This window comes from Metallibacterium scheffleri (assembly GCF_002077135.1).
GTDB lineage: Bacteria > Pseudomonadota > Gammaproteobacteria > Xanthomonadales > Rhodanobacteraceae > Metallibacterium > Metallibacterium scheffleri.
On sequence record NZ_LDOS01000001.1, the window covers coordinates 606,449 to 628,794 of the forward strand.

A 22,346-nucleotide genomic window follows, 5' to 3' on the forward strand; every position below is an offset into this window, starting at 1 on the left:
TGAGTCTGACATTCATGCCGCAATGGCCGACAGGCGCACTTGATCAATCGCCGCCAGCAATTCATCGACCTGCACGGAAGTAAAAAGCTCCTCCGGGCCGCGCGGTGTCAAGTCCGTGAAGGGAGACTCGTACAGCATCGCCGCCTCCATCACGCCGTGCTCGGTGAGGTGATCCACGATCAGGTTCACGAACTCGATCTGGTTGGCGCTCAGCGTCTTGCCGCTGAGAAATCCGGCCAGCGCTTCCTTCGCCGCCTGACGGTCAAGCCCGACCAGTGAGCGCACGAAGAGCCCCAGTCCGTGCGATGCCTCGGCCGCGCGTCGGATTTCGTCCGCAGCGCCGATTCCGCTGTCCGCGAGCATGCGCTGAAGCTCCGCAAGATCGGCGGCGGTCAGCGCCTTATTCATCCGCAACTTGCGAATCGCCACATGATCCTGATGCGCGCGCAGGAACGCCTGAGCCTTGGCACGGAACTTCGTGTAGTCGGTACCCTGGCTGAAACCGGGCAGATCGACCGGCATCTCCCCGCCCATCTCATCCTCGAAGTCGGTGTAGATCGGCTTGCGCTTCTGCTTCTCGATCAGCTTGATCAGATCGCGTAGCCCTCTGCGCATGCCCTCGAGCATGGGGACCGTCACGTCTTGCCACCACGCGTCGGTTTGCACGTCCTGGATGAGCGCCATCTGCTCGCGCACCATCGGAATCGCGGCCTTCTCTTCCAGCAGTCCTGCCAGTTCTTTGACTTGATCCCGCAACCGGGCGAAGCCGGGCTCCGAGCGCAGCATCGCGAGCTGCAGGTTCAGGGCCAGCAGGTCGAAGCGCTTGGCCTCCTCGCCCTCCGGGTCGAGTTCCGTCGGCAGGCCCGCTACCTCGTGCGACAGCTCTGATAACGCCTCTGGCGACAGGATCGCCCAGGCCTCGGGGTGGGCGTACTTTTCGACGCTGCGTCGCCGCGGCCGCACGACGAAGTTGCCGAGGTTCATGGCGGCCACTTCTCGATGCAGCAACGCGGCGACTTGCGCTCGCACCTCGTCGGTGGAATCGGGTTGCCCGTGCGGGGGTGCCCGCTGCTCACGTGTGGCATTGCGCTGGCCTCCTTCCAGCGTTTTGTCCAGCTCGCCGAGCAACTCCAGCCGTGCATTGAACAGGCGCTTGCCCAGCGATTCGCCCAGCGCGCCCTCGGTGGCCGGGATGTTCTGGCTGAAGTACTCCAGGTTCTGGCAATAGTCGAAGACATAGAAAAACTTCTTGTCTTTTCCGGGCTCGAACAGATCCGGGCAGAGGCGCGTACCGCGGCCCAGCATCTGCCAGAACTTGGTTTTCGAGCGCACCAGTTTGAAGAAGACCAAGTTCACGACTTCCGGAATGTCGATGCCCGTGTCCAGCATGTCCACCGAGAGGGCGATGTGCGGTGCCTTGTCCTTGGCCGAAAAGCTGTCGATCAGGCTCTGCGCATACTCGGTTTTGAAGGTGATAACGCGCGCGAATTCGCCCTTGTAATGCGGATAGTTGGCGTTGAAGCGCTCGGCGATGAACTCCGCGTGCGCCTGGTTCTTGGCGAACACGATGGTCTTGCCGAGCCGGTCGCCGCCGGCCACCGTCTGGCCGCGCGTCATCAGGTGCTCCAGCACCTTGTCGACCGTGTCCTTGTTGAACAGCCATTTGTTGACCGCCTCGGCTTCGACGCGGTCCGGGACGTCTCCGTCCTCATCCCACTCCAGCGCATCCCACTGGTCCTTGTCGTCTTCCGGCAGATCGTCGTAGCGGATGCCCTCGCGCTGGAACTTGAGCGGCACCGAGACGGCCCGGGGCGGGACGAGGAAGCCGTCACGCACCGCTTCGTCGAGCCCGTAGGCGTCGGTCGGCACGCCGTCCTCGAGGTCGAACAGGCTGTAGGTGTTGCGGTCGATCTCATCCCGGGGCGTGGCTGTCAGGCCGACCAGCAGCGAATCGAAGTAATCGAAGATGGCGCGGTACTTCTGGAATACCGAGCGGTGCGCCTCGTCGATGACGACCAGGTCGAAATGTCCGACGCCGAAGCGGCGCTGGCCGTCGCCACCGCGCCCAGCGCGGTCGTTTGACACCTCGTCGATCAGCCCCATCATGGTGGGATAGGTCGAGACGAAGACACGCCCCTCGGCCTCCTTCTCGGTCACCAGGTTGACCGGCGACGCATCCGGCAAGTGGCGCTTGAAGGCATTCACCGCCTGGTTCACCAACGCCACGCGGTCGGCGAGAAACAGAATGCGCTTGGCCCAGTTGCAGCGCATGAGCAGGTCGGCCAGCGCGATCACCGTGCGCGTCTTGCCGGCGCCCGTCGCCATCACGACCAGCGCCTTGCGGTCGTGGTCGCGCTCGAACGCCTCGGCGATGCGCCGGATGGCGCGCGTCTGGTAATAGCGCTCGACGATGGCGCGATTGATCGCGCCCGTGGCCAGCGGCTTGCGCGTGGTGCGGCGCTGGATCGCAAGCTCCAGTTCTGACTTCTTGTAGAAACCTTGCACCGCACGCGGGGGGTAGCGGGCGTCGTCCCACAGCCAGTGTTCGTAGCCGTTGGAGTAGAAGATCACCGGGCGCTGGCCGAACTGGCGCTCCAGACAATCGGCGTAGAGCTTGGCCTGCTGCTGGCCGACGCGCGGATCGCGGCGCGTGCGCTTGGCCTCGACCAGTCCGAGCGGCTTGCCGTCGTCGCCCCACAGCACATAGTCGACGAAGCCCTTGTCCTCCATGTTGGGCATGCCGGCGACTTCGAACTCGCGGTCCTGCGGCTGATCGAGCGGCCAGCCGGCCTCCTTGAGCAGGAGGTCGATGAAGTAGTCGCGGGTTTCGGCCTCGGAGTAGTCGTGCGTATCCGGCTGCGCCGCTGCCGCCTGCTTCGCCGTCGCCACCTCGGCGCGCAGGCGCTTCAATTCCTCGTCGAGCGTGGTCTTGTCGGCCAGCAAGGCGGCGAGTTTCTCGTCGCGTTCGCGCAATCCCGCTTCGAGCTGCTGCAGCTGCTCAGCCGTCTGGCTGGATGCCGATAGGGGCCTGGGCAACGCGGCTGCGTCGAAGACAAGCCCGGGCGCCGGTCGTGCTGCGCGGCCGTAGGTGCGGGCCAGCCAGTACGTCACATGGAACAGTTCCCGGACCGCAACGAGGGCATCGTCGGACGGGATCGCGCGGTGGCTGTGGACCGCGCGGTTGCCCAGCGTGATGATGACCTTCGCCTTGTTGAACACCGCCTCGCCGGCGGTGATCTTGAAACTGGGCTCGTGGATCAGCGCCGACAGGTTGTCCTGATAGGGAAGGTTGAGCGCGGCGTCGTGCTTGTAGGTCCAGGCAACGGCCAGTTCGAGTGCTCTGCGCGCATAGAAGCAGGCCGTGCGTGGGTCGGCGTGCACGGCGGCCGCGGCCTTGCCGGCGGCCTCATGCACGGTGGGCCATTCGCGTTCAAGGAAATCGAATGGGCTCACGCTTCCGGCTCCACTGGATCGTCAGTGAACAGCCGCACGTACGATTCGTAACGAAATCGGCGATGACGCGCGTGGCCGGTCACCTCGACCAGGATCTTCAGCTGCTCCAGGCGAGAGACGAGGTTGTTGGCCGCAGGATAGGTCGTGCCGATGAGGGCCGCGACATCGTTGACCGCAACGATCGGTCTGTCGAACAGCGATTCCAGCACCTTGTGTCCATTGCCGGCCGCACGCCCAAGGCTGTGCGTGATTTCAGCCCGATGCGTCTCGCGCAACGCGAGCACCCGGCGCGCGGTCTCCGTGGCCTCGGCGCTGACTTCCGCCACGCCGCGCAGGAAAAAGCGCAGCCAGCCCTCCCAGTCGCCCGTATCGCGAACCGCCTGCAGGCGTTCGTAGTAGTCCTGCCGATAACGCTTGAAATAGTGCGACAGGTAGAGGACGGGCCGCTGCAGAATGTTGCGCTCCGTCAGCAGGAAGGTGATCAGCAGGCGGCCGACGCGCCCGTTGCCGTCAAGGAAGGGATGGATGGTCTCAAACTGCGCATGGGCCAGACCAATCCGGATCAGCGCTGGCAGATCGTCCTCGCGATGCAGGAACTGCTCCAATTCACCGAGTGCCTGCGGCACCAGCTCAGGTGGCGGTGGTATGAAGCTCGCCGTCGCCAACGTGCAGCCACCGGGGCCGATCCAGTTCTGGGTGCGGCGCAGCTCCCCCGGGGTCAGCCGGCCACCGCGGACGCCGCGCATCAGTCGCTCATGGATTTCGCGGATCAGTCGCACCGATACAGGCAGCTCGGCCAGTCGCTGCAAGCCGTGGTTCATGGCCGCGACGTAATTGACCACTTCCGCGACATCGCGTGGGCGGGTGTCGGCGCCAAACAGATTGGCTTCGGCGGCCAGCAGATCCTGCAGCGAGCTTTGCGTCCCTTCGATCTGGCTGGACAGCACCGCCTCCTTGCGCACGTACATCAGCACGAAAAGGTCGGGATTGGGCAGCGTGTGCACCGAGCCGTCGAGGCGACCCAGGGCGCGATCGGCCTCCGAAAGCAAACGCTGCATATCGCCCTGGATCATCACGGGCGGTATGGGCGGCAGCAGTGCTGGGATGAATGCGCGGTAGCCGGAGGGCTGGCGCTGATAGCTGCCGGCGCGCAAGGAATGACCCGTCGAGACCTCGACCATATGCAAGCCTACCCTTCCTATGCTGGCGCGCCCCTGCTGTATTAAAGGCTCTCTTTAGCATGGAGGCAAGCAGCCGCCATGCTAAAGGTTCGACGCCATCCAGTCTGAATCTACAAGAGCAGGCATATCGGCGCGGCGCATTCTCATGCATGGCCTAAGCCGTGCGCTAAAGATTTTTTAGGCGGCGCATTTTTTTGATGCGTTTTATAAAGCACTGTTTTCGGCACACAAATTTTGCGCGCGTCTTTTTTAAGCGTCGAACGGCACTACGCAAAAATCTTTAGGCATCGCCCGCACCCTGACCCGATGAGGCCAGCTTCCAGCGTGCCCAGCGGCGCTGATTCGACAAGGCGACCCTGCCTTCCCGGCGCAGCTCCGCAAGCAGCTGTTGAACCGCCGATGCCGGCAAGGCCGGGAGCACTTGTCGCAACTCGCTCAGCGGCGAGCCCACCTGCCCCACGGTACCCAGATGCTTCAGCAACAGCGCTTTGTTGGTCTCGTGGTCCAAGCCCTTCTTGCGCGTGTGCACCCCGCGTGCCCCCAAGGCGGCATACATAGCCTGCGACAGCATGTAACCGCGGCCACGCCCCACCCGCTCGATCACACCAGCGTCGATCAGTGCCGGCAGACGTTGCTTCAGCGCCTCGCTCAGCGGCTGTTCGCGGCGCAGGTGATCCAGCACCAGAAAGTCGGAGGTCGAAAAGCTGCGCAGACGTTCCTCGCCAACGCGCTCAAGAAAGCGCACGAAGGCAGGGCTTTCGATCGCGCCCTCCAGCGTCAGCCGCACCTCGTGCGCCGAGGTACCGGCGAAGCTCGGCAAGGGCTTGCCCTGTCGAATCGCGCTCTCGAACATCAAATTCATGCCCTGTCCCGAGCGCTCGATCAGGCCGCACTTCGCCAGCGCCTCGGCCAAGCGGCGGTTGCGCGGATTCTGCTGGTCGAGAATGTTCTCGGGTGTGATGCCGGCCGGCAGCCCGCCCGGGCTGACGACCTCGAGCCGCCGCGCCCACTGCCGCACGAACACCGAGCGGCCATCGCGATAGTCGCGGTGCGCCACAGCGTTGAGCAGGGCCTCGCGCACGGTGACTTCATCAAAGCTGGGCACATCCATGCGGAACAGGCCGTCCTGATAGCTCTGGCGTTCGTTGCGCAGGTTGATCTTGGCCCAGATCGCGTCTTGCCAGAGGAAGAAGCCTTCGCGATATTCCTCGCGGTCCGCCGCCGGACCCGATGCTTCCGAGGATCGGTATTCGAACACCAGTTCGGCCTGGGCCAGCCGGCGCCCCAACGCCGCGCGGGTGCCGAACAGGATCAGCGCTGCGTAGGTGACACCGCCATTGATCAGCAACTCGGCATCGAAGAGCGTTTGTTCGTCGGTCCATTGCAGCTTGCGCTCGTCTCGCGTTTTCTTGCCCCATCGCTCGCGAAACAAGGCGATGGCTTGCGCTGCAAGATCGTCGAGCGTAGCGCCGGGACAGCATTCGGCGGAGAAGTCAGGCCCGGTCTCGGCGAACATGGCCCGCAATTCCGTATCACTTAGCGCCGCCAGTTTGTCACCCGCCCGCTTGAGGTAACGCCCGTCGATCTGCCAGGCCGTGCCGGGAAGTCGCGGCGGCACATGGACGACCAGCACTCGACCGTCGGCGGTTCGCACCTCCTCCACGGGAATGCGATGCGACAGCCGGTCGTGCAGACCGGCTTCAGCGCGCCCAGGCTCCGCGAACGCTGCCGTGCCGACGATGTGGCGCGGGCGCCGGTCGGTCACGCCGAGAATGATCTTGCCGCCACCTTCGTTGGCCAAGGCCACGCAGTACTCCACCAGCTTGTCGAAGTGATAGCTCTGCTTCGCTTCCTTGAACTCGAGGCGAACCCCTTCGGGCTCGGCCAACCAGTGCTGGAGTTGTTCGGCGGTGGTCTGCATGACGCCCCCTCAGCCGCCGCGGTACACGACGTCAGCGTCGAGCGCGTTGCTCAGGTACGGCGTGAACCCGGCAAGCAGGATCGACATGGCTACCATGTCGCGCATGTCGACAGCGCGCAGCGCACCTGCGGGATTTCCGCCGTGCCGAATCCCCGGATAGTCGCTGGCGAACCCGTAGAGGTTCTTCAATGACGCCTTGATCGCACCATGCGGCCAAGTCGTAACCTGGTTGCATATACCGCTCAACTCGGCCTCGGTGACGCCGGGCGTCGTTCGTCCGATAGCCTCCAGCAGGTTCACCTGCTTCTGGATGCAGGTCTTGATCTGCCCGTCGGAGCAATCGTGGCGCAGGTTGCGCATGGCCTCCTCGAACTCCTTCATCAGCGTGTCGAGGTGCGCGTCCAGACACGTCATCCCTCGCAGATCCCGCACGAGGCTGGCGAACATACCGGGCAGCGTCGGGCACAAGGTACAGGGGCGACGCAGGTCATAGCGGAGGCTGAATTTTTCGATGAACGCGGTGAGCAGGTTGAAGTAGCGATTCGACAGCTCATCGCCACGAAATTCTTCTAAGGCGTCGTACGCCGACTCGAAGAAGTCGACGAGCACGCGCTCACCGGCGAAGTCGTTCGCGGTAATCGCTTCGAACGCCATGCGACTCTGTACGGGGTTTTCGATGAGATCGGCGAGGTTTCCAACCGAGGGCGGCGCCTTTAGCGCCTTTGCGAGTTCGCGGTACAAGTCGCAGAAGATGTCCTCCCGCACATCCTCGTGGTCTGTCAGTGGCAGCCAGATCTCGCGCCATGTTTCGGACCATGCGCCGATGAACTCGCCATGCATGGTTACAGCTCTCCCCGGAAGGCGCGGTGCTGGAGGGAGGCGAAAAGCGAGTCCATTTCGCCGAGCCAAGTACGCATATGGCGGTGGATGCTTTCGCTCGCGGCCACTCGGGCAGCGAACAGGTTCTGCATTTCGCGCGGCGGACGGATGACCCTGAACTGTTCAATCGCTGACTTGGTGATGGCCTCGCGGGTTGCCCCGGCGCGAGCGATTTTGAGAAGTCGTTCCTTCACCGCCGGGGACAGGAGGCACTGCTCAAGGAAACACGGATTGAAAGCCGACGTCGGGCGGATGATCGCCACATGTTGATTCACCCTCGCAGGAAGCACGTCTGCCGGCGCACGGCATACCCGTGCAACGCTCGCGCCCGTGATGTTCAGCAGTACATCGTCAGCTTTAACGACGACACCCTCAAGCTGTGCGGCTTGTTCGTTATCGATGAATGCAAGGCCGTCTCTCAGGAACGCACCGTCTCGGACATTCATGCTCCTGATGAGCTTGATACCAGCAGCCTTGTAGGCCTCTTCCCCACCCCGAGGCGTCGCTCCGCTCCCGATTTTGATCGCATGGTCGCCGATAGGAACCTGCGGCCACCGCTTCGCATTCGTGGCGGGGTCGCCGAACATGTCGAGGAAGATGGATTGGGTGAGGGTGTCGAGTTGGGTGAGAGCGGCGCGGCGCTTGGCCCGCAGCGCGTCCGCTTTGTCCAGGATCTCCGCAATCCGCCGCTGCTCGGGGAGGGGCGGTAGGGGCAGTTTCGAGTCAAAGACGATTCGATCACTGACAGCGGGATAGCTCGCCCCGGTCGCCAACCTGGCCATATCGCTAACAAAGCGTGGCGAGCGAACCCAGTGGAATAGGTATCCACCATCCAACCTCTCGGGACGCGGCCGTACCACGCAGAATCCAGTGGACGCGGTCGCGCCATCGAGCTTCTGAGGCACACGCGCAACCGCATTTAAGTTGGGTCGAACCGTCGACACGAGAACATCGTCAGTGCGAATGAGCTGCCGCGCCCTGCTTGGGGCGTCTACACAGGCGAGCTGTCGCGCACCTGTAATCGCCTTGGCATCCTGGTCGACTGCGCTTAGGTCGATGTATGTAAAGGCACTATCAGGGTCATCGCGCTCAGGCACCCAGGATGTCACCGGCTCCACAAGTTCCCCGATCGTGGCATGCGGCACAGCGCTCATCCGAGCATCCCCTCCAGCTCCTTCATCCCCTGCTGGATCTCCTCCTCCAGCGTCGCCAGCTCGGCGAGGATCTCTTTCGGCGCGCGGTGTTCGATCGCCTCGTGCACCACTTCCTTGTAGCGGTTGAGCGAGAGGTCGTAGCCCTGAGCGGCGATGTCGGCCTTGGCCACGCAGAAGCTCTGCGCGGTGCGCGGGCGTTCGCGCTCGGCGCCGTCGCGTTCGGCCCAGCGTGCCAGCACGTCGGGCAGGTTGTTCTTGGCGTGCTCCTCCGCGCTGAGCGCCAAGCGCGGTGTTGGGCCGAGCTTGTCCTCGGCCAGCAACGGCGCGCGCTTGTCGTCGAGGCTCCAGCCGTCGGCCTCGACCTCGTAGAACCAGACGTGATCGGTGCCACCGGAGTTGGTCTTGGTGAACAGCAGGATCGCGGTGGAGACGCCCGCGTAGGGCCGGAAGACACCGCCGGGCAGCTTGACCACGGCATCGAGCTTCTGGTCCTCGACCAGCATCCGGCGCAGCGCCCTGTGCGCGGTGCTGGAGCCGAACAGCACGCCATCGGGCACGATCACAGCGGCACGGCCACCGGGCTTGAGCAGGCGCAGGAAGAGCGCGAGGAACAGCAGCTCGGTCTTCTTGGTCTTGACGATCTGCAGCAGATCCTTGGCCGTGTTCTCGTAGTCCAGGCTGCCGGCGAAGGGTGGATTGGCCAGCACCAGCGTGTACTTCTCTTCCTCGCCGGCGTGGTCCTGGGCGAGGGAGTCGCGGTAGCGGATGTCGGGGTTCTCCACGCCGTGCAGCAGCATGTTCATGCTGCCGATGCGCAACATGGTGTTGTCGAAGTCGAAGCCGTGGAACATGCGGTGATGGAAGTGCTCGCGCAGCCTGGCGTCGTGCAGGATGTCCGGGTAGCGCTCGCGCAGGACTTCGCCCGCCTCGACCAGGAATCCCGCCGTGCCGCAGGCCGGATCGCAGATGACATCGGTGGGCTGCGGCGCGGTCAGCTCCACCATCAGCCGGATGATGTGGCGCGGGGTACGGAACTGGCCGTTCTGCCCGGCGCTGGCGATCTTGCCGAGCATGTATTCGTAGAGGTCGCCCTTGGTGTCGCGATCCTCCATCGGCACGGCGTCGAGCAGGTCCACCACCTTGGACAGCAGCGCCGGCGTGGGGATGGTGAAGCGCGCGTCCTTCATGTGGTGCGCGTAGGTGGACTCGTCACCGCCCAGCGTGCGCAAAAACGGGAAGACATGGTCGCCAACGACGACGTACATGTCGCCCGGGGCAAAGTGCTTGAAGCGCGACCAGCGCAGATCCTCGTAGGGGCGGCCCCTGGGATCGATGCCTTCGGGGAACACCCGCTGTGCCATCGGCTGTTTGAGCCGCGCGGACTTGTTCTCCTCCAGCGTCTGCAGGTCGTCCAGCCGTCGCAGGAAGAGCAGGTAGGTGATCTGCTCGATGACTTCCAGCGGATTGGAGATGCCGCCGGACCAGAAGGCGTTCCAGACTTGGTCGATTTGGTTCTTGATGGTGCCGGTGATCATGCGGGCAGGGTTCCGGTTATCAGCGTGGTGCGCGACCGTCTCTCAGCACGCGTCCGGAGAGGCGATCAATGATGATCTAAAGCGTAATACGTTGGGCGCGCGATGCGATTTACGCTGCTTCAGCCGGAATCCTCACTGCAACCAGACCGTGTCCCGGGCGGTGTCTGGCAGAACGGCCAGCGATGCGTCGTGGGCGCGCTTCGCGCGGCGCAGGATCAATGCAGTTTCGGCGATGCGCCGCGCATCGGTCTTGTCGAGCCTGCTTGCCGTAACAATCTCCGGAACGATCTTGTACAGCATGACACGCTTGATCTGGATGAGGCCAAGCGCATCGAGCGCAGGCTGGATCGCCTGCTCAAACAGCTTGGACTTGTGCTTGCCGTGCTGCACCCTGCGCGCCTGTCGATAGGCAGCAAGCACCTGATTCTGGACGTGCAGGATCTCGGGTTGCTTGCAGCCTGCATGATCCGCAACGAGAGCCAGCGAGGGCAGATAGCAGACCGCCGCGCGCCGCAGCAGATTACGCAGCGCAACTTGAAGGCGGACGGAGCCGCGAAGACGGCTGCGCGGTGTCAGCGGGAGATAGTCGAAGCCTTGCCAGAATCCGAAGAACGGCTCGCGCTGCGCGGTCCTGACCGGATCGAGCAGGATGTCCAGCACGGAGCAGCCATGCATCCCGGCCAGGTTCACGAGCATCTTGAGCGAAATTTTCGTGGCGGGTGCATAGGACCACAGCGATACGACCGAGCGCAGCGCGGACGGCAAATCCGCTCGATCACCGTGCATAACGCTGAAGGCTTCCAGAAATTGGTGGAAGCGATCTGCGGGCAATTTTTCTTGCGCGGGATCCGAGCAGAGCTCGATCACCTGGTCGACTTGCGATTCGACCCAGCGATCCAATGGGGTCAGGTGTGCGCTAACCGGCTCTGCGTCCCATCCGAGAGGTGTTCGGCAAAATCGACAGGCTCGCCGCGCCCGGTAATGTGTACGGACCGGCTGCGCTTTGCCGCAGGATCGGCAGCGGTCCACGAGTTCACTGCCATGCAGCGAGCAGAGCTTCTTGATCTCGATCGACCAGGTGAGCGGCTCTGCAGATCTGTCCACATCCCACTGCAAGTAACACACAGGGCACCAGCGTCTGGCGCGCGCCGCACTGGAGAAGGCGTGCACGCCCATCACCGCGGAGCAGGCCCATGGCGTGCCATGGCGAAGGAGATCGTTCTGGCCGGTCAGCCGCTCGATGGCCGCGATACGCGCTTCAAGCTCCGTTTCATTGCACAGGAACGGAGACGACGTGCCATGCGGCGGAAAGAGGATCTGTCCTGCCGCAGCGTTGCAGATCTCGAGCATCCTGTCATGCGTGATGCCCACGAGATCCACGAGACGTATCAGGTAGTGATCGAGGCTCTCGACCTGTGCAGTCCCGGTGCCGCGCAGCTGCAGCGGCGGCAGCGCCGTCCACATCCTGGCCTGGGGTGGCGACAATGGCTTGAAGGATTGTTCGGGCGCCATCGTGCTTGACATCGACATTGCAGTTATTTCGTGCATCAATGAGAAGTCGCCATGCTGGTCAAGCGTGAACGCCGCCGGTCATGGCGGGCCGGGCAGTAGAAGCCGCCTGGCCAGTGTGCCGTGGTGAGGCATGGTAGGTCTTGGCTTCGGTGCAGTACCGCTGCATATGCTCGACCAGCGCAGGCCCTGTCGATGCGCTTTTCAACTGCCGCAGGCTGGCCAACAGCACGACATTGATCCGACATGTCTCGGTGCCCATGGAGGAGAGGCCGTTATCGTGACCCGCAGGCGTCGCAATTCATGAGACGGAGGGCTGTAGTTCCGGGCGAGCAACGATTTGCCCGTCTTGACGCATGGTCAACCATAACCCTGCAAGCCGATCCATTGTCGATGCGCGCCAACAGGCACGTCTATCTTAGGTCGTCGGGGGTGACGGTCGATGTGACTTCTTAAGAGTCGCCCTGCGCTGCTCGCGGCGCCGTTGCTGGTCGCGCCAGACTGTGCCGGGGATCCAGTGCGCAGGCAGCACGGGATCCTCGATCTCGACGAATCGATGTGTCAACGGATCGCGCGGCCGATATTCGCGGATCGGCTCGTGGTTCGGATCAGACGCCTGGCGCTTGATGATGTCGAGATCGACATCGAACATGATGAACGTCGAGATCTCCCGATACCTCACCGTTTCGAGCAACTTGAAGAGTTGATCGACGTGTGGAGCCAGCCATGACTCCTTGAGCGCCGCCGGCGCGGCCCGGTAAACATCCATACACGCCGTAAAGTGGTAGTCCAGCTCACCTTGAGCTTCACACATGCGTGCGACCCAGACCGCGGCGATGAATCCCCAGATGTCGCCACGCCTCACGAGACTCGACGTGTCCTTCTCGTGCAGGGTTGGCACCCAGTGACGACGCTCGCGGAGTTCCTCGTCGTTCGGGAATCTCCAAACGATCAGCGGAACACGCGTTTCGCGGTAGGGCGCGAAGAGCTTCCGTAACTCTTGAACGGTGAACGGGCGATCTTCAAGTAAGCGGGAACAGTGGAGAATCGAAAACGGCCAGTGTGCCTGACAATAGGCGCTCGATTCGTTGTGCGGACAGGCGCGTCGGCAGGGCTTTTCCCGTTCGCCACTTGTCAGCAAGGCTCGATCTGGCTCGGCCGCGGTACACGCACTCCCTGACGAAATCCCGCCACGCAAGCCCTGATCGTCGTACTGCATACTCAAGCCAGATCTTGGTGTGGAATTCACGAACTGGCTGGGCACCCTTACTTTTGCTGCCGTCCATGTGACGAAGGGTGTCAACGAAACTGGTACGCACGTGAGTCAAATTCTCGCTGGTGCACTCGATCGCAATTGACGCATCGAGCGCTGTTGAATACTGAGCAATACTCCGCGAGCGACAGACCCGCCGGAGTGGCCACCGCATGGCAACCAAAAGACTAGCGCAGACCAGCGGCGACCGTGTGCAGCGAGTTGAGGACGGCTTGGTTCTCAGGTACGGCCCCTTGCTGACCATGGCCGATGTTTCAGAGGTTCTGCGCTACCCAAGCGTCCAAGCGGTGCAGAAGGCTCGGCTGCGGGGCAGTCTGCCGATCAAGATGGTTCGAATCCCGCCTCGGCGAGGCTGGTTCGTCAGCAGTCGCAGCCTCGCAGAGTTTCTTGCAACCGTGGAATTGCAGTCGGCAGGCGAGGGCTGCTCGAAAGAGTAAGGCCTCACCGCCATGAGCTGATGGTTGGGAGTGGGTTAGGCACCAGCACAAGTCTCAGGAGCATCCGGTGGACACGAGCTAACTGCAAATCGCTTCAACGAAAGAGCCCACGGGTGGCAACCCATGGGCTCTTGGAGGTGCAGACATTAGACCGTCAGCACCTCCAGTGTACGCGGCACGAGCCGCGAGTCAAGTGCGCCCTGCGGTTCGGGTAGGGGCGCTTTTCCTCAACACTTGGAGGCAGGTATGAATGATCAAGTATTGACGCCAGCAGGCGGGATTGGCACAGCGCACGAGCGCAGTTTGGCGTGGGGAGCGGGAGGCGGTTTACCAGACGCTTGCCCTGACTGCCGCCCAGCAGCGCTCCATAGAGGAATTGGTTCGCTTGAGCCCTGCCCGCGCGGTGGGCAAGGGCGCTTTACGCAACATTCGCGGGAGTCTGCCATCGAAAAAGTGTGAGGCGCTGCGGCTCTTCGAGTCGCACACGGTGGAGCGGATGTTCCTGTATGAACTCGAGTTGGACCCGCAGGTCGTCGGGTATGTCACGCAGGTCCCGCTGACCCGTGTTGAGCGGCGTTTGCCCAACGGGCGCCGGCACATCGCGGCAGCGACCCTGGATGTCCTGGTCTTCTCGCGCAACGCCATCACCCTCGTGGAGTGCAAAGACCTGAGCTGGTTGCGCGCGCATGAGGATCGCAAGGGCTGGTCCTGCAACGACGGAACCTGGAGCTGTGAACCCTATGCACGCTGGGCGGTGGCGCATGGGCTTGCCTTCCGCGTCTGGCATCCGCCTTTTCCCTTTGCCATCTATCTCCGAAACCTGGAGCTTCTCTTCACGCGCTTGGGCGAACCGCTCGACAAGGCAGCCGAGCCTGCAGCAGCCAAGATCCCGAGGCTGCTGAGAAACCACACCTTCACTTGGGCCGATTTACGTGCGCAACTGCCTGGCATCGATGGACGCTCGTTGACAATTCTGTTGGCCCAGCGGCAGCTCTTTGGCACGATCCAGAGTGATCCGATCGGCGCAGATGCATTCCGCATCTTCGGGGACGAAGCACAGGCGCTGGAAGTCGATCAGGCCCTGCTTCACGCGCGCGCGCGGATGCTGGGGACCCCAGGTGAGGAAGTACCGGCCGCCACGCCATCGACGGCAGTAGCGCATTGCGCCATGCGCCGACTGCAGCGTTTGCAGGCCATCGAGAAGGGCGAGGCCAGGCCGACGCGGCGCATGCGCAAACTCGCCAAGCAGGTTGCCGAGGCCGTGCAGAAGGGCGTCACGCCCTATGACGCTTGTCTGCCCTCCTATGCCGTGAGCGGGAATCGCCTGGCGCGCCTGGATGAGACCCAACAATCTTTGTTGCGCAGGGCAGTCAAGGATTTCCAAGGTCGAACGCCACCAATAGCGATCACCAGTGCGTGGACTCTGCTGGAAACGGAATGCAGTGCGGCCGAAGCCGATGCGCCGTCGATCACGACCTTCCGGCGTGCCCTGCGTGCTGAGGATCCAGCACTTAGGGCTTTGAAAACGGGCGGCATGCGTGCCTACCAGGCCACAGCGGCGCGGAGTGATCCGCGCCTGCGTTCCGGCGCGGCGAGCGGTTTCCTGCACACGGTCCACATCGACAGTTCGAAGCGCGATGTGCGCGCCTCGTCCGAGCTGAAACGACTGATCGACCAGCGCCGCGCACTCAAGGACGACGCCGGGCGCGGCTACGACAGCTTCTACATCGCTGTGGACGAATCCTCCGACTCTGTCGTCGGCCACGCATTTGTTGTTGGACCCTCACGCATCGAGGGTGTGGCCTTGCTCATGCGCGAGATCGTGCATCGGCATGGCGCGCTGCCGCGTGCCATCGTGGACGATCGCGGTCCGGACAACCAAAGCCGCTGGCTGAAGCAATTCGCTCTCAGCCGGGGCATTACCTTGCTTGATACGATGTCTGGAGGAAGTCGATCCAACAGCCAGGCTGAGAATCGCATCGGCCAGGTCAACGCGCGTGTCTCCCAGCGGTTGCCGGGGAGCACGCTACCGGATAAGGCCGGACGCTCGGTCGATGGCAAATTCAAAAGCCTGATGACGGCCAAGCTCGAGTTCTTGCAGCTCTGCGGGCTGATCGAAGCATTCCTTTATGAGGACGTTCCGCACATCCCGAATGCACAGGGAGAAACTCCGCAGCAGAGGAAGGAAGCCGCGGTCGAGCGCCTCGGCACGCTGGGTATCCCTTGCCTCTTCGATGATGAGCTGCTGTTTGCAACGTCACCGCGCTGGACGGGTGGCTTCGTTGCAAACGAGAGACGCGGCATCCGGCTGGGCAATCACGATTTCACTTCGCTCGAGGTGCGCAACGCACTGCGGACAGGCACGCCCCAGGAACTGCGATTGGACGCCGCCGATCCCAGCGTGCTGCATGTCATCATCAATGGGCAGCGGCTCAGGGCGTTTCACGGCAAGGTGCAACAACGCGCCGCACTGAGTGCTGCGGAGCGCCTCTGGCTGCGCCTGGTCGAGCCCGCCATCCAGGCCGCCAACCGCGACCAGAAGACTCAAGTCGAGCGCAAGCTGAGCCAGCGCATGGAGCGTGCGCGCGCGGCGGCCGACGCGCATACCCATCTGCATCCGTCGGCGACTGTGGATGCCAGTGAAGTTTCGTCCATGGAAGATCCGGCAACGGCACGCTGGACAGAGCTGTGGGATGACGCCGCTGCGGAGATTCGCTGATGGATCTGCTTGAGCATCCGCATTTTGTCGAGGCGCGCGCACGGCTGCGCGCCGTGCTTGGTAATCCAACAGCGGGGCGCATGATCTTTCTGGTCGGTCCCACCGGGGTCGGCAAGACGACGTTGCGCCACGCCGTGTTCCGCGATCTGGTCGGTAGCCCACAGCAGTGGGGCCAGGGCCGTATTCCCCTCATCGAGGTCTACGCCGAGCTGCCGGCCAACGCGTATTTCACCTCCAAAGCGTTTGCCCAGACGCTGGTGGAGATGGTCACGTTCCCACGGCTCGGCTGGATGAAAGGCGGTGCCCATCGCGAAGCGTGCGAAGTCTTCGAACGCGAGGTGGATCAAGCGCGCGCCCAGCTCGATGGGGTGGATTATTCGCGCGTGCCCGAGACACGGCTCTGGGGCATCTTTGCGCAACTGGCGCGCACACGCGCAGTCAAAACGGTCTCGGTGGAACAGGCGGCGTCCCTGTGCGTGGTCCGCCGCAACAAGCAGCCCGCCGATCACATCCTGCACTTGATGGGGATTGCCGAACAGCTCGAGCTCAACTTCGTGCTGACGGGTGTGACAGCGATGTCCGAGCTGTGGATGACGCGCCCGGAGATCCGCCGACGCGCGCACATCGTCTTGATGCGACCGTATTCCCCCTATCGCGAGGAAGATCGCAAGCATTTCGTGGCACTGCTGCGTGCGATCGAGAACGAGTATGCCGTCGAGCAGGGCGTGCTGCGCGGCATGATCGAGGATCTGTTTGTCGAAACCGCAGGGATCGTCGGCGAGCTTATCCGGCTGGCAGACGACAGCAGGATGCGCGCCCAGCAGTCCGGACGGGAAGCGATCAGCGAGGTGGACCTGCGCGCCTCCTTTCACAATGACGCCGCCGCGAAACAGATGTGGGAAGACGTCCGTCTGTTCGAGGAACTGTGTGCACCCGGTGATCCGCGCGCGCTGAAGAAGCAGGTCCTGCATGAATTGCCACCGAAGGAGCGGCGCGCATGAAGGAATTCCTCTGGACGGCCTTGCCTCCGCAGCCGCTGCGGCACACGGCCACATCGCAAGTGGAGTCGCTTGCACACTACGTGCTGCGGATGAGTGAGATCTTGGGGCTGCCGCTCGCATCGCTGATCAAGCAAGCTGGCATGCAGAAGGCGGCTTGCGCGATTCCATGCTGCGGACTGCTGCCCTGCACCGAGCAGACCCTTCGGGCCATGGAGCATCTCACCGGTCAAAATGACCTTCGATGCGGCACCCTGTGGGCGGTCTCCCGAGCGCTCAGTCTGCATGGCGCCGGCACAAAAAGTCGGCCGCGGCGCTGGTGTCCAAACTGCTATGCGGAGCAAACCCGGGAAGAGTGGAGTGAGCCGCTGGCCTGGTTGATCCGATTGATGCAGACCTGCCCCACGCACGGTTGCGCACTGGTGGATCGATGCCGAATCTGCGGCGACACGCAGCCGCATGGCGACTCGGTGGTTCAACGCCGCCAATGTCGCCAATGCGCAGCATCGCTGGGATGGTGCACCGGTTCGGCGCACCTGGTGCAAAGCGCACTCGAGCGCTGGATCGACGCCCAAGTCCTAGCAATCGTCAACTATGCCGCAAATCCGCAAAGTCCACAGCTTCCGGCCGACGCATTCCACAAGGCATGCCTGCATTTGCAGCGCATCCCGGAACGCTGGGCCCTTGTTCCCGCCGTAGTCCGGTCTCGCTTGCGCCGAGGGACCCGACGTCTCTTGCCGCCGCCGACGCTTGAATTGTTGCTGGAAGTCGCGGCGACCCAGCATTGTGACGTGGTGCCGCTGCTGACGGCGCCTGATGCCACCTTCCAGAGCGCGCTCTGGTCCCCGCTATCGGACAGGCAGGACGCTGGCTTGCGCAGACCGGCAATGCCCCGGCTACGGCTACGGGTCGTGTTGGATCACCTCATGGGTGAAGGGCCAGCCGCCCACCTCCCCCCGGTGGTGTGCATCCTGTCGCGCCTGGGTCTGGAGCTAGACGAGGCGCGACAAGCGGAGCCCGTCCGCGTCGCGCGGTACCAGCAGCGCTACCTCCGTCAGGGTCCGAGTGCCAGGCTGCGCCGGCTCGACATCGCGGTTGCGCGGACCCTGCGGTCCGTCGCATTGACGCAGCATCTGGTGCCGGCGCCGGCGCATTTGATCCGCTGGCGACAACGCCTGACGACTCAGCTGGGGGCCGTCGATGCGAGTCGCGTCTGCGTGACCGCGGTCGAACTCAGCAGCTTGACGGTGGAAGCGTGATGCTGCGATATCGTCATGCCCGCTTTGCAGAGCATTGTGTCAGCGCCATACACACCGTCTGCGCAGAGAGGGCCCGCTTGCGCGACCGCATGGGTCCGTCAGACCGATCGACCAGTCGTCAGCGCGGGCCACCGATTCCATATTGCGCAGGTTTCGGCATTACCTCACGAGGGGAAGCAAAGGGTCCCGACAGCGTCGGTCATGGGGTGACTGCACAGCAAGCGCCGCACCATGGCCTGCCTGTCGCATTGAATGGTCAAATTCACGCGTGAGCGCGTGGAATCAGAAGCGAGGTCCATTGCACGTATGGCATCTGCATCCAAACTAGAAGCATTGCTCGAGGTCGCTCGCGCTGCCAAGACGTTCGAGGCCATGGCCCAGGCGGAGCATGCATTTTTCGTTGCGCTCCTGGACGCCACGGTCTACGCCCATCGGCCGAGCGGCCCGATGCCGCCCGGACGAATACGGTTCATTCAGATCAGGCGACCCGACAATGGCCAGTTGGTTCTTCCGTTTTTTACGGATCAAGCGCAGGCCGAAGTGCCGCTATCGCCCGAGCGAGCCTTGATCGAGGCGACTGGCCGTCAGTTGTTCGAATGGACGCGGGGCGCGACATTGATCATGAACCCGAATCGGGAACAGGCCGTGCTTTACCCGCCGGAGATTGACGCCTTGCTGGCCGGGCGACCGATCGGCACCTTGTCGAGGGAAACCATCCCGCGCGATACGCTCACCGATGGATGTCCCCCATCGGTCCCCGAGGACGACCTGGTCGAAGTCCTTCGAGCGTGCTTTGCCGCCGAGGGCACGGTCCGGGCGGGCTATCTGATTGAGGTCCGGCGCTCGTGTGGCGAGTCGGAGGAGGTCTCTCTCTTGTTGGTCGTGGTGTCGCATGGACGCCATGCAGAGCGGTTGGCCCACGTGATCTCGCTCGCGCTCGCAACGAGCAAACCGACGACTGCACTCCCCCTGTCGGTGGCATTTCACGATGTCGACCAAGATCTGCCTGCGATCTGCGACCGGGGCATTCAGTTCTATGGAAGCTAGCCCTTCGGGCCGGTCGGCATGCAGCCACGCCCACCCTTCCGATCTTCTGAACAAAGGCACAGGCACGAGAACTCACCCCCAATTGCCGACACGTTTCGCCTGGATCGCATCGGCTTCGAGATCGGATGCGCACGCAGCCGTTCGGCTCAATCGCGGATCCGCATGTGGGCTGACGGTGCATGGTGCAGACACGCTGGCAACAAAGCCTGCCGAATCAGCTGGGGGCAGTCGATGCGAGTCGCGTCTGTGTGACTGCGATCGAACTCAGCCATCTGCCCGCACCAGGGCGTCGCCGCTGTTGCACTGGATCCTGCAGGTAGCGCCGAGCTTCGGTGCTTGCGGAAAGCCCGCGCCTACCCGGGCTGAAGCGCTAGCACCGCGCGCTGCAGATCCGCCAGCGCGCCCCTGATCGCGCTGGAGACCGGCGGCGAGTCCACCATGCCGCTTTCCGTCAGGTTCGAACCGAGCAGCGGGATGCTGATCGAAGCCGCCTCGACGATGACGGCCGACATGGTGCGCAGTGTTTCGCGCAATGCAGCGTCAGCGTGCCGTGCGCGCGGCGAAGCGTTGAGCACGGCCTCCGGCTTGTTGATTGCAGATTCTTGTAGGCGCAGTTGATGAAGGTTTCGCTGCCGACCAGCCAGTCCACCCAAGTTCCGCAGTTCGCGGCCTGATTTTCGTGTTTTGGCGAGCTGGGATCGTTGTGGCTCAAGGGGTTGCGTGGGCGAAACGCGGCAATGCTGTTGTGTCACGCATTGTATGTAATGTGTAATTGGAATGGTGTTTTGCACGTGATACCGTTGTCCCATGTACACGCGCATCAGCCGCTCCGGCGGACGCAGCTACTTGCAGCTCGTGGAGGGCTATCGCACCGACACCGGTACGGTGCGCCAGCGCATCGTCGCCACCCTGGGGCGGCTTGATCAGCTGGAGCCCAAACACCTCGATCCGTTGATCCAGGGACTCCACCGCGCGCTGGGACGCGCCGAGCCCACGGCGGCCCCGGTGACGTATGAGAGCGCGCGGACGTATGGCGATGTCTACGCCCTGCACGCCTTGTGGACCGAGCTGGGCTTTGCCGATGCTGTGCGCGCGGCCTTGCGCTCATCCCGGCGCAGCTTCGATGCCGAGGCGCTGGTGCGGGCGATGGTGTTCAACCGCCTGTGCGCGCCGGACTCCAAGCTGGGTTGTCTGGACTGGCTGCAGACGGTGGCGATCCCGGGCATGCCGGAGGAGGTGACCCACGACCAACTGCTGCGCACCATGGACGCCCTGATGGATCGCGCCGAGGCGGTGGAGGCGCGCATCGCGCGCCAGCTGCACCCGCTGTTGGACCAGCAGCTGTCGGTGGTGTTCTACGACCTGACCACGGTGCGCATCCACGGCGCCGCCGAGCTGCCCGGGGATGTGCGCGCGTTCGGGCTGAACAAGGAGACCGGCGGGATCGCCCGCCAGTTCGTCCTGGGGGTGGTGCAGTCGGCGGAGGGCTTGCCGCTGATGCACACGGTGCATGCGGGCAACGTCGCCGAGACCAAGACGCTCAAGGCGATGCTGGAAGCGGTGCTGCAGCGGTTTGCGGTGGAGCGGGTGATCGTCGTCGCCGATCGCGGGCTGCTGAGCCTGGACAACGTGGCCGAGCTAACGCAGGTGGCAGAAAGCACGCAGCGGCAGCTGCAGTTCATCCTGGCGGTGCCGGCGCGCCGCTATGGCGAGCTGGGCGGCACGCTGGCGGCACTGGACTTTCAGGACGGCCTCGCCGAAGGCACCTTCGCCGGCCATCGATTGGTGGTGGCGCACGACCCGGTGCGCGCGGCCGAGCAGGCGGCCAAGCGGCGCGCCCGGATCCAGGAACTCGAGGCCTTCGCGCAGACCCTGGTGCGCAAGCTCGATGCCCAGGACGAAGGACAGAGCGCGCGCGGCCGCAAGGCCAGCGATCGCGGCGCCTACAGCCGCTTTGCGCGCGCCGTCGCCGAGGCCGAGCTGACGCGCTTTGTCCAGGCCGACTATCAGGCGGAGCGCTTCAGTTATCACCTCGATGAAGAGGCCATCGCCTGGGCCGAGCGCTTCGACGGCAAGCTGGTCCTGCTGAGCAACGTCAGCGACTTCAGCGCCGCCGAGATCCTCGCGCGCTACAAATCCCTGGCCGACATCGAGCGCGGCTTCCGGGTGCTCAAGAGCGATCTGGAGATCGCCCCGGTGTACCACCGCCTGCCGGAACGCATCCGCGCACATGCGCTGATCTGCTTCCTGGCGCTGGTGCTGTATCGGGTGATGCGCATGCGACTGAAGGCCAGCGGCAGCACGACCAGCCCGAAGACCGCCCTGGAGATCCTGCGCCGCATCCAGCAGCACCACGTCGCCATTGGTGATCACGCCTACCGCGGCGTCAGCAAGACCACCCCGGAGCAACTCGCCCTGTTCGATGCGTTGACCCTACCGAAACTCTGATCCCCCGTCTGTTGTGTCATTTTTGCCTGCTCGCCCACAGGCCAATCAATCACTTGTGCGTTTAGCTGCGGAACTTGGGAGTCCAGCGCGTTCTTGATGCTGCCGCTCACGCCGTGTGCGTATTCCGGGCTGGCGATCAGCAGCGCGTCGGCAGCTGCAACCTCGGCATACAGTGCGGCGACCGGTGGCGGCGTGTGCGGCTCGAAATCGGGATTAAAGAGCGGCAGGTCGCCAATGCGGGCAAACAGTGTGATCGCCATGTCGGGCGGAGCCAGGCGTGCGGCTGCGCGGAGCAGCGCCGAGTTAATGGATGCGGCCCGCAGGCTGCCGGAAATCGCAAGAACTTTCATGAGCTAGCCAAACAGGACTTCGAGCAAGTGATTGTCCAGCGAGCCCCCACTACGGGCTAATCGCTCTGCCCTGCCTTGCCCCGACGTCGGGTTTCGGCCCGTTGCAGCCGGTTACGAACGGCCGCTTTCGGGAGGGCTGGCAACGCCTGAATCAAGCCGTGGCGCGAAGCGGCGCCGGCTTGA

Annotated in this window: 16 protein-coding genes; 5 read left to right on the forward strand and 11 right to left on the reverse strand. The window is 63.6% G+C overall.

The annotated features are described in order from the left end of the window. Window positions 1–12: 12 nt before the first annotated feature. The 9 genes from Mschef_RS02720 to Mschef_RS02755 all read right to left on the reverse strand — a co-directional run bounded on the left by Mschef_RS02720 (window position 13) and on the right by Mschef_RS02755 (window position 12,851). Complete coding sequence (locus Mschef_RS02720) at window positions 13–3,453, reverse strand: DEAD/DEAH box helicase family protein (RefSeq protein ID WP_081126284.1); 3,441 nt, start codon at window positions 3,451–3,453, stop codon at window positions 13–15. Then, a complete protein-coding gene (locus Mschef_RS02725; RefSeq protein ID WP_136256579.1) occupies window positions 3,450–4,634 on the reverse strand; it encodes a Fic family protein in 1,185 nt (394 codons plus the stop codon). The genes Mschef_RS02720 and Mschef_RS02725 overlap by 4 nt, the downstream gene beginning before the upstream one ends. Before the next feature lie 280 nt (window positions 4,635–4,914). Continuing rightward, entirely contained in the window at window positions 4,915–6,555 is a 1,641-nt protein-coding gene (locus tag Mschef_RS02730; protein WP_081126285.1) for an ATP-binding protein, read from the reverse strand. Between the two features lie 9 nt (window positions 6,556–6,564). Continuing rightward, entirely contained in the window at window positions 6,565–7,395 is an 831-nt protein-coding gene (locus Mschef_RS02735; protein WP_081126286.1) for a hypothetical protein, read from the reverse strand. 2 nt (window positions 7,396–7,397) lie between these two features. Further along, window positions 7,398–8,588, reverse strand: a complete 1,191-nt coding sequence (locus Mschef_RS02740; RefSeq protein ID WP_081126287.1) for a restriction endonuclease subunit S — start codon at window positions 8,586–8,588, stop codon at window positions 7,398–7,400. Then, complete coding sequence (locus Mschef_RS02745) at window positions 8,585–10,123, reverse strand: class I SAM-dependent DNA methyltransferase (RefSeq protein WP_081126288.1); 1,539 nt, start codon at window positions 10,121–10,123, stop codon at window positions 8,585–8,587. Before Mschef_RS02745 ends, Mschef_RS02740 begins: the two co-directional genes overlap by 4 nt. A gap of 132 nt (window positions 10,124–10,255) precedes the next feature. Continuing rightward, window positions 10,256–11,635 (reverse strand): hypothetical protein, encoded by a 1,380-nt coding sequence (locus Mschef_RS02750; protein ID WP_081126289.1) that lies wholly within the window; start codon window positions 11,633–11,635, stop codon window positions 10,256–10,258. Window positions 11,636–11,693: 58 nt separating this feature from the next. Further along, on the reverse strand, window positions 11,694–11,894 hold the full coding sequence (locus Mschef_RS17055) for a hypothetical protein (RefSeq protein ID WP_136256577.1): 201 nt from the start codon (window positions 11,892–11,894) through the stop codon (window positions 11,694–11,696). A gap of 156 nt (window positions 11,895–12,050) precedes the next feature. Then, window positions 12,051–12,851, reverse strand: coding sequence for a hypothetical protein (locus Mschef_RS02755; protein ID WP_081126290.1), 801 nt, complete (start codon window positions 12,849–12,851; stop codon window positions 12,051–12,053). Between the two features lie 876 nt (window positions 12,852–13,727). On the opposite strand from Mschef_RS02755, the gene Mschef_RS02765 reads away from it, so the two are divergent. From Mschef_RS02765 to Mschef_RS02780, 4 genes are all read left to right on the forward strand, one after another. Beyond that, on the forward strand, window positions 13,728–16,061 hold the full coding sequence (locus Mschef_RS02765; protein ID WP_139789382.1) for a hypothetical protein: 2,334 nt from the start codon (window positions 13,728–13,730) through the stop codon (window positions 16,059–16,061). After that, complete coding sequence (locus Mschef_RS02770) at window positions 16,061–17,062, forward strand: ATP-binding protein (protein WP_081126293.1); 1,002 nt, start codon at window positions 16,061–16,063, stop codon at window positions 17,060–17,062. The genes Mschef_RS02765 and Mschef_RS02770 overlap by 1 nt, the downstream gene beginning before the upstream one ends. Beyond that, window positions 17,059–18,318 carry a TniQ family protein gene (locus Mschef_RS02775; RefSeq protein ID WP_081126294.1) on the forward strand — a complete coding sequence of 420 codons (1,260 nt, stop codon included), beginning with the start codon at window positions 17,059–17,061 and terminating at the stop codon, window positions 18,316–18,318. Before Mschef_RS02770 ends, Mschef_RS02775 begins: the two co-directional genes overlap by 4 nt. A 306-nt stretch (window positions 18,319–18,624) precedes the next feature. Next, on the forward strand, window positions 18,625–19,365 hold the full coding sequence (locus Mschef_RS02780; protein WP_081126295.1) for an SseB family protein: 741 nt from the start codon (window positions 18,625–18,627) through the stop codon (window positions 19,363–19,365). A 353-nt stretch (window positions 19,366–19,718) separates the two neighbouring features. Here the strand turns inward: Mschef_RS02780 and Mschef_RS17060 are convergent, their stop codons facing one another. Further along, on the reverse strand, window positions 19,719–20,186 hold the full coding sequence (locus Mschef_RS17060; RefSeq protein ID WP_139789384.1) for a hypothetical protein: 468 nt from the start codon (window positions 20,184–20,186) through the stop codon (window positions 19,719–19,721). Between Mschef_RS17060 and Mschef_RS02790 the strand changes: the two genes are divergently transcribed. Continuing rightward, window positions 20,173–21,813 (forward strand): IS1634 family transposase, encoded by a 1,641-nt coding sequence (locus Mschef_RS02790; RefSeq protein WP_081126145.1) that lies wholly within the window; start codon window positions 20,173–20,175, stop codon window positions 21,811–21,813. The two genes, Mschef_RS17060 and Mschef_RS02790, sit on opposite strands and share 14 nt — an antisense overlap. Here Mschef_RS02790 and Mschef_RS02795 read toward each other — a convergent pair. After that, the gene (locus tag Mschef_RS02795; RefSeq protein WP_081126297.1) at window positions 21,741–22,163 is read right to left on the reverse strand and encodes an NADPH-dependent FMN reductase; all 423 of its coding nucleotides are present in this window, start codon (window positions 22,161–22,163) and stop codon (window positions 21,741–21,743) included. The two genes, Mschef_RS02790 and Mschef_RS02795, sit on opposite strands and share 73 nt — an antisense overlap. Window positions 22,164–22,346: the final 183 nt, after the last annotated feature.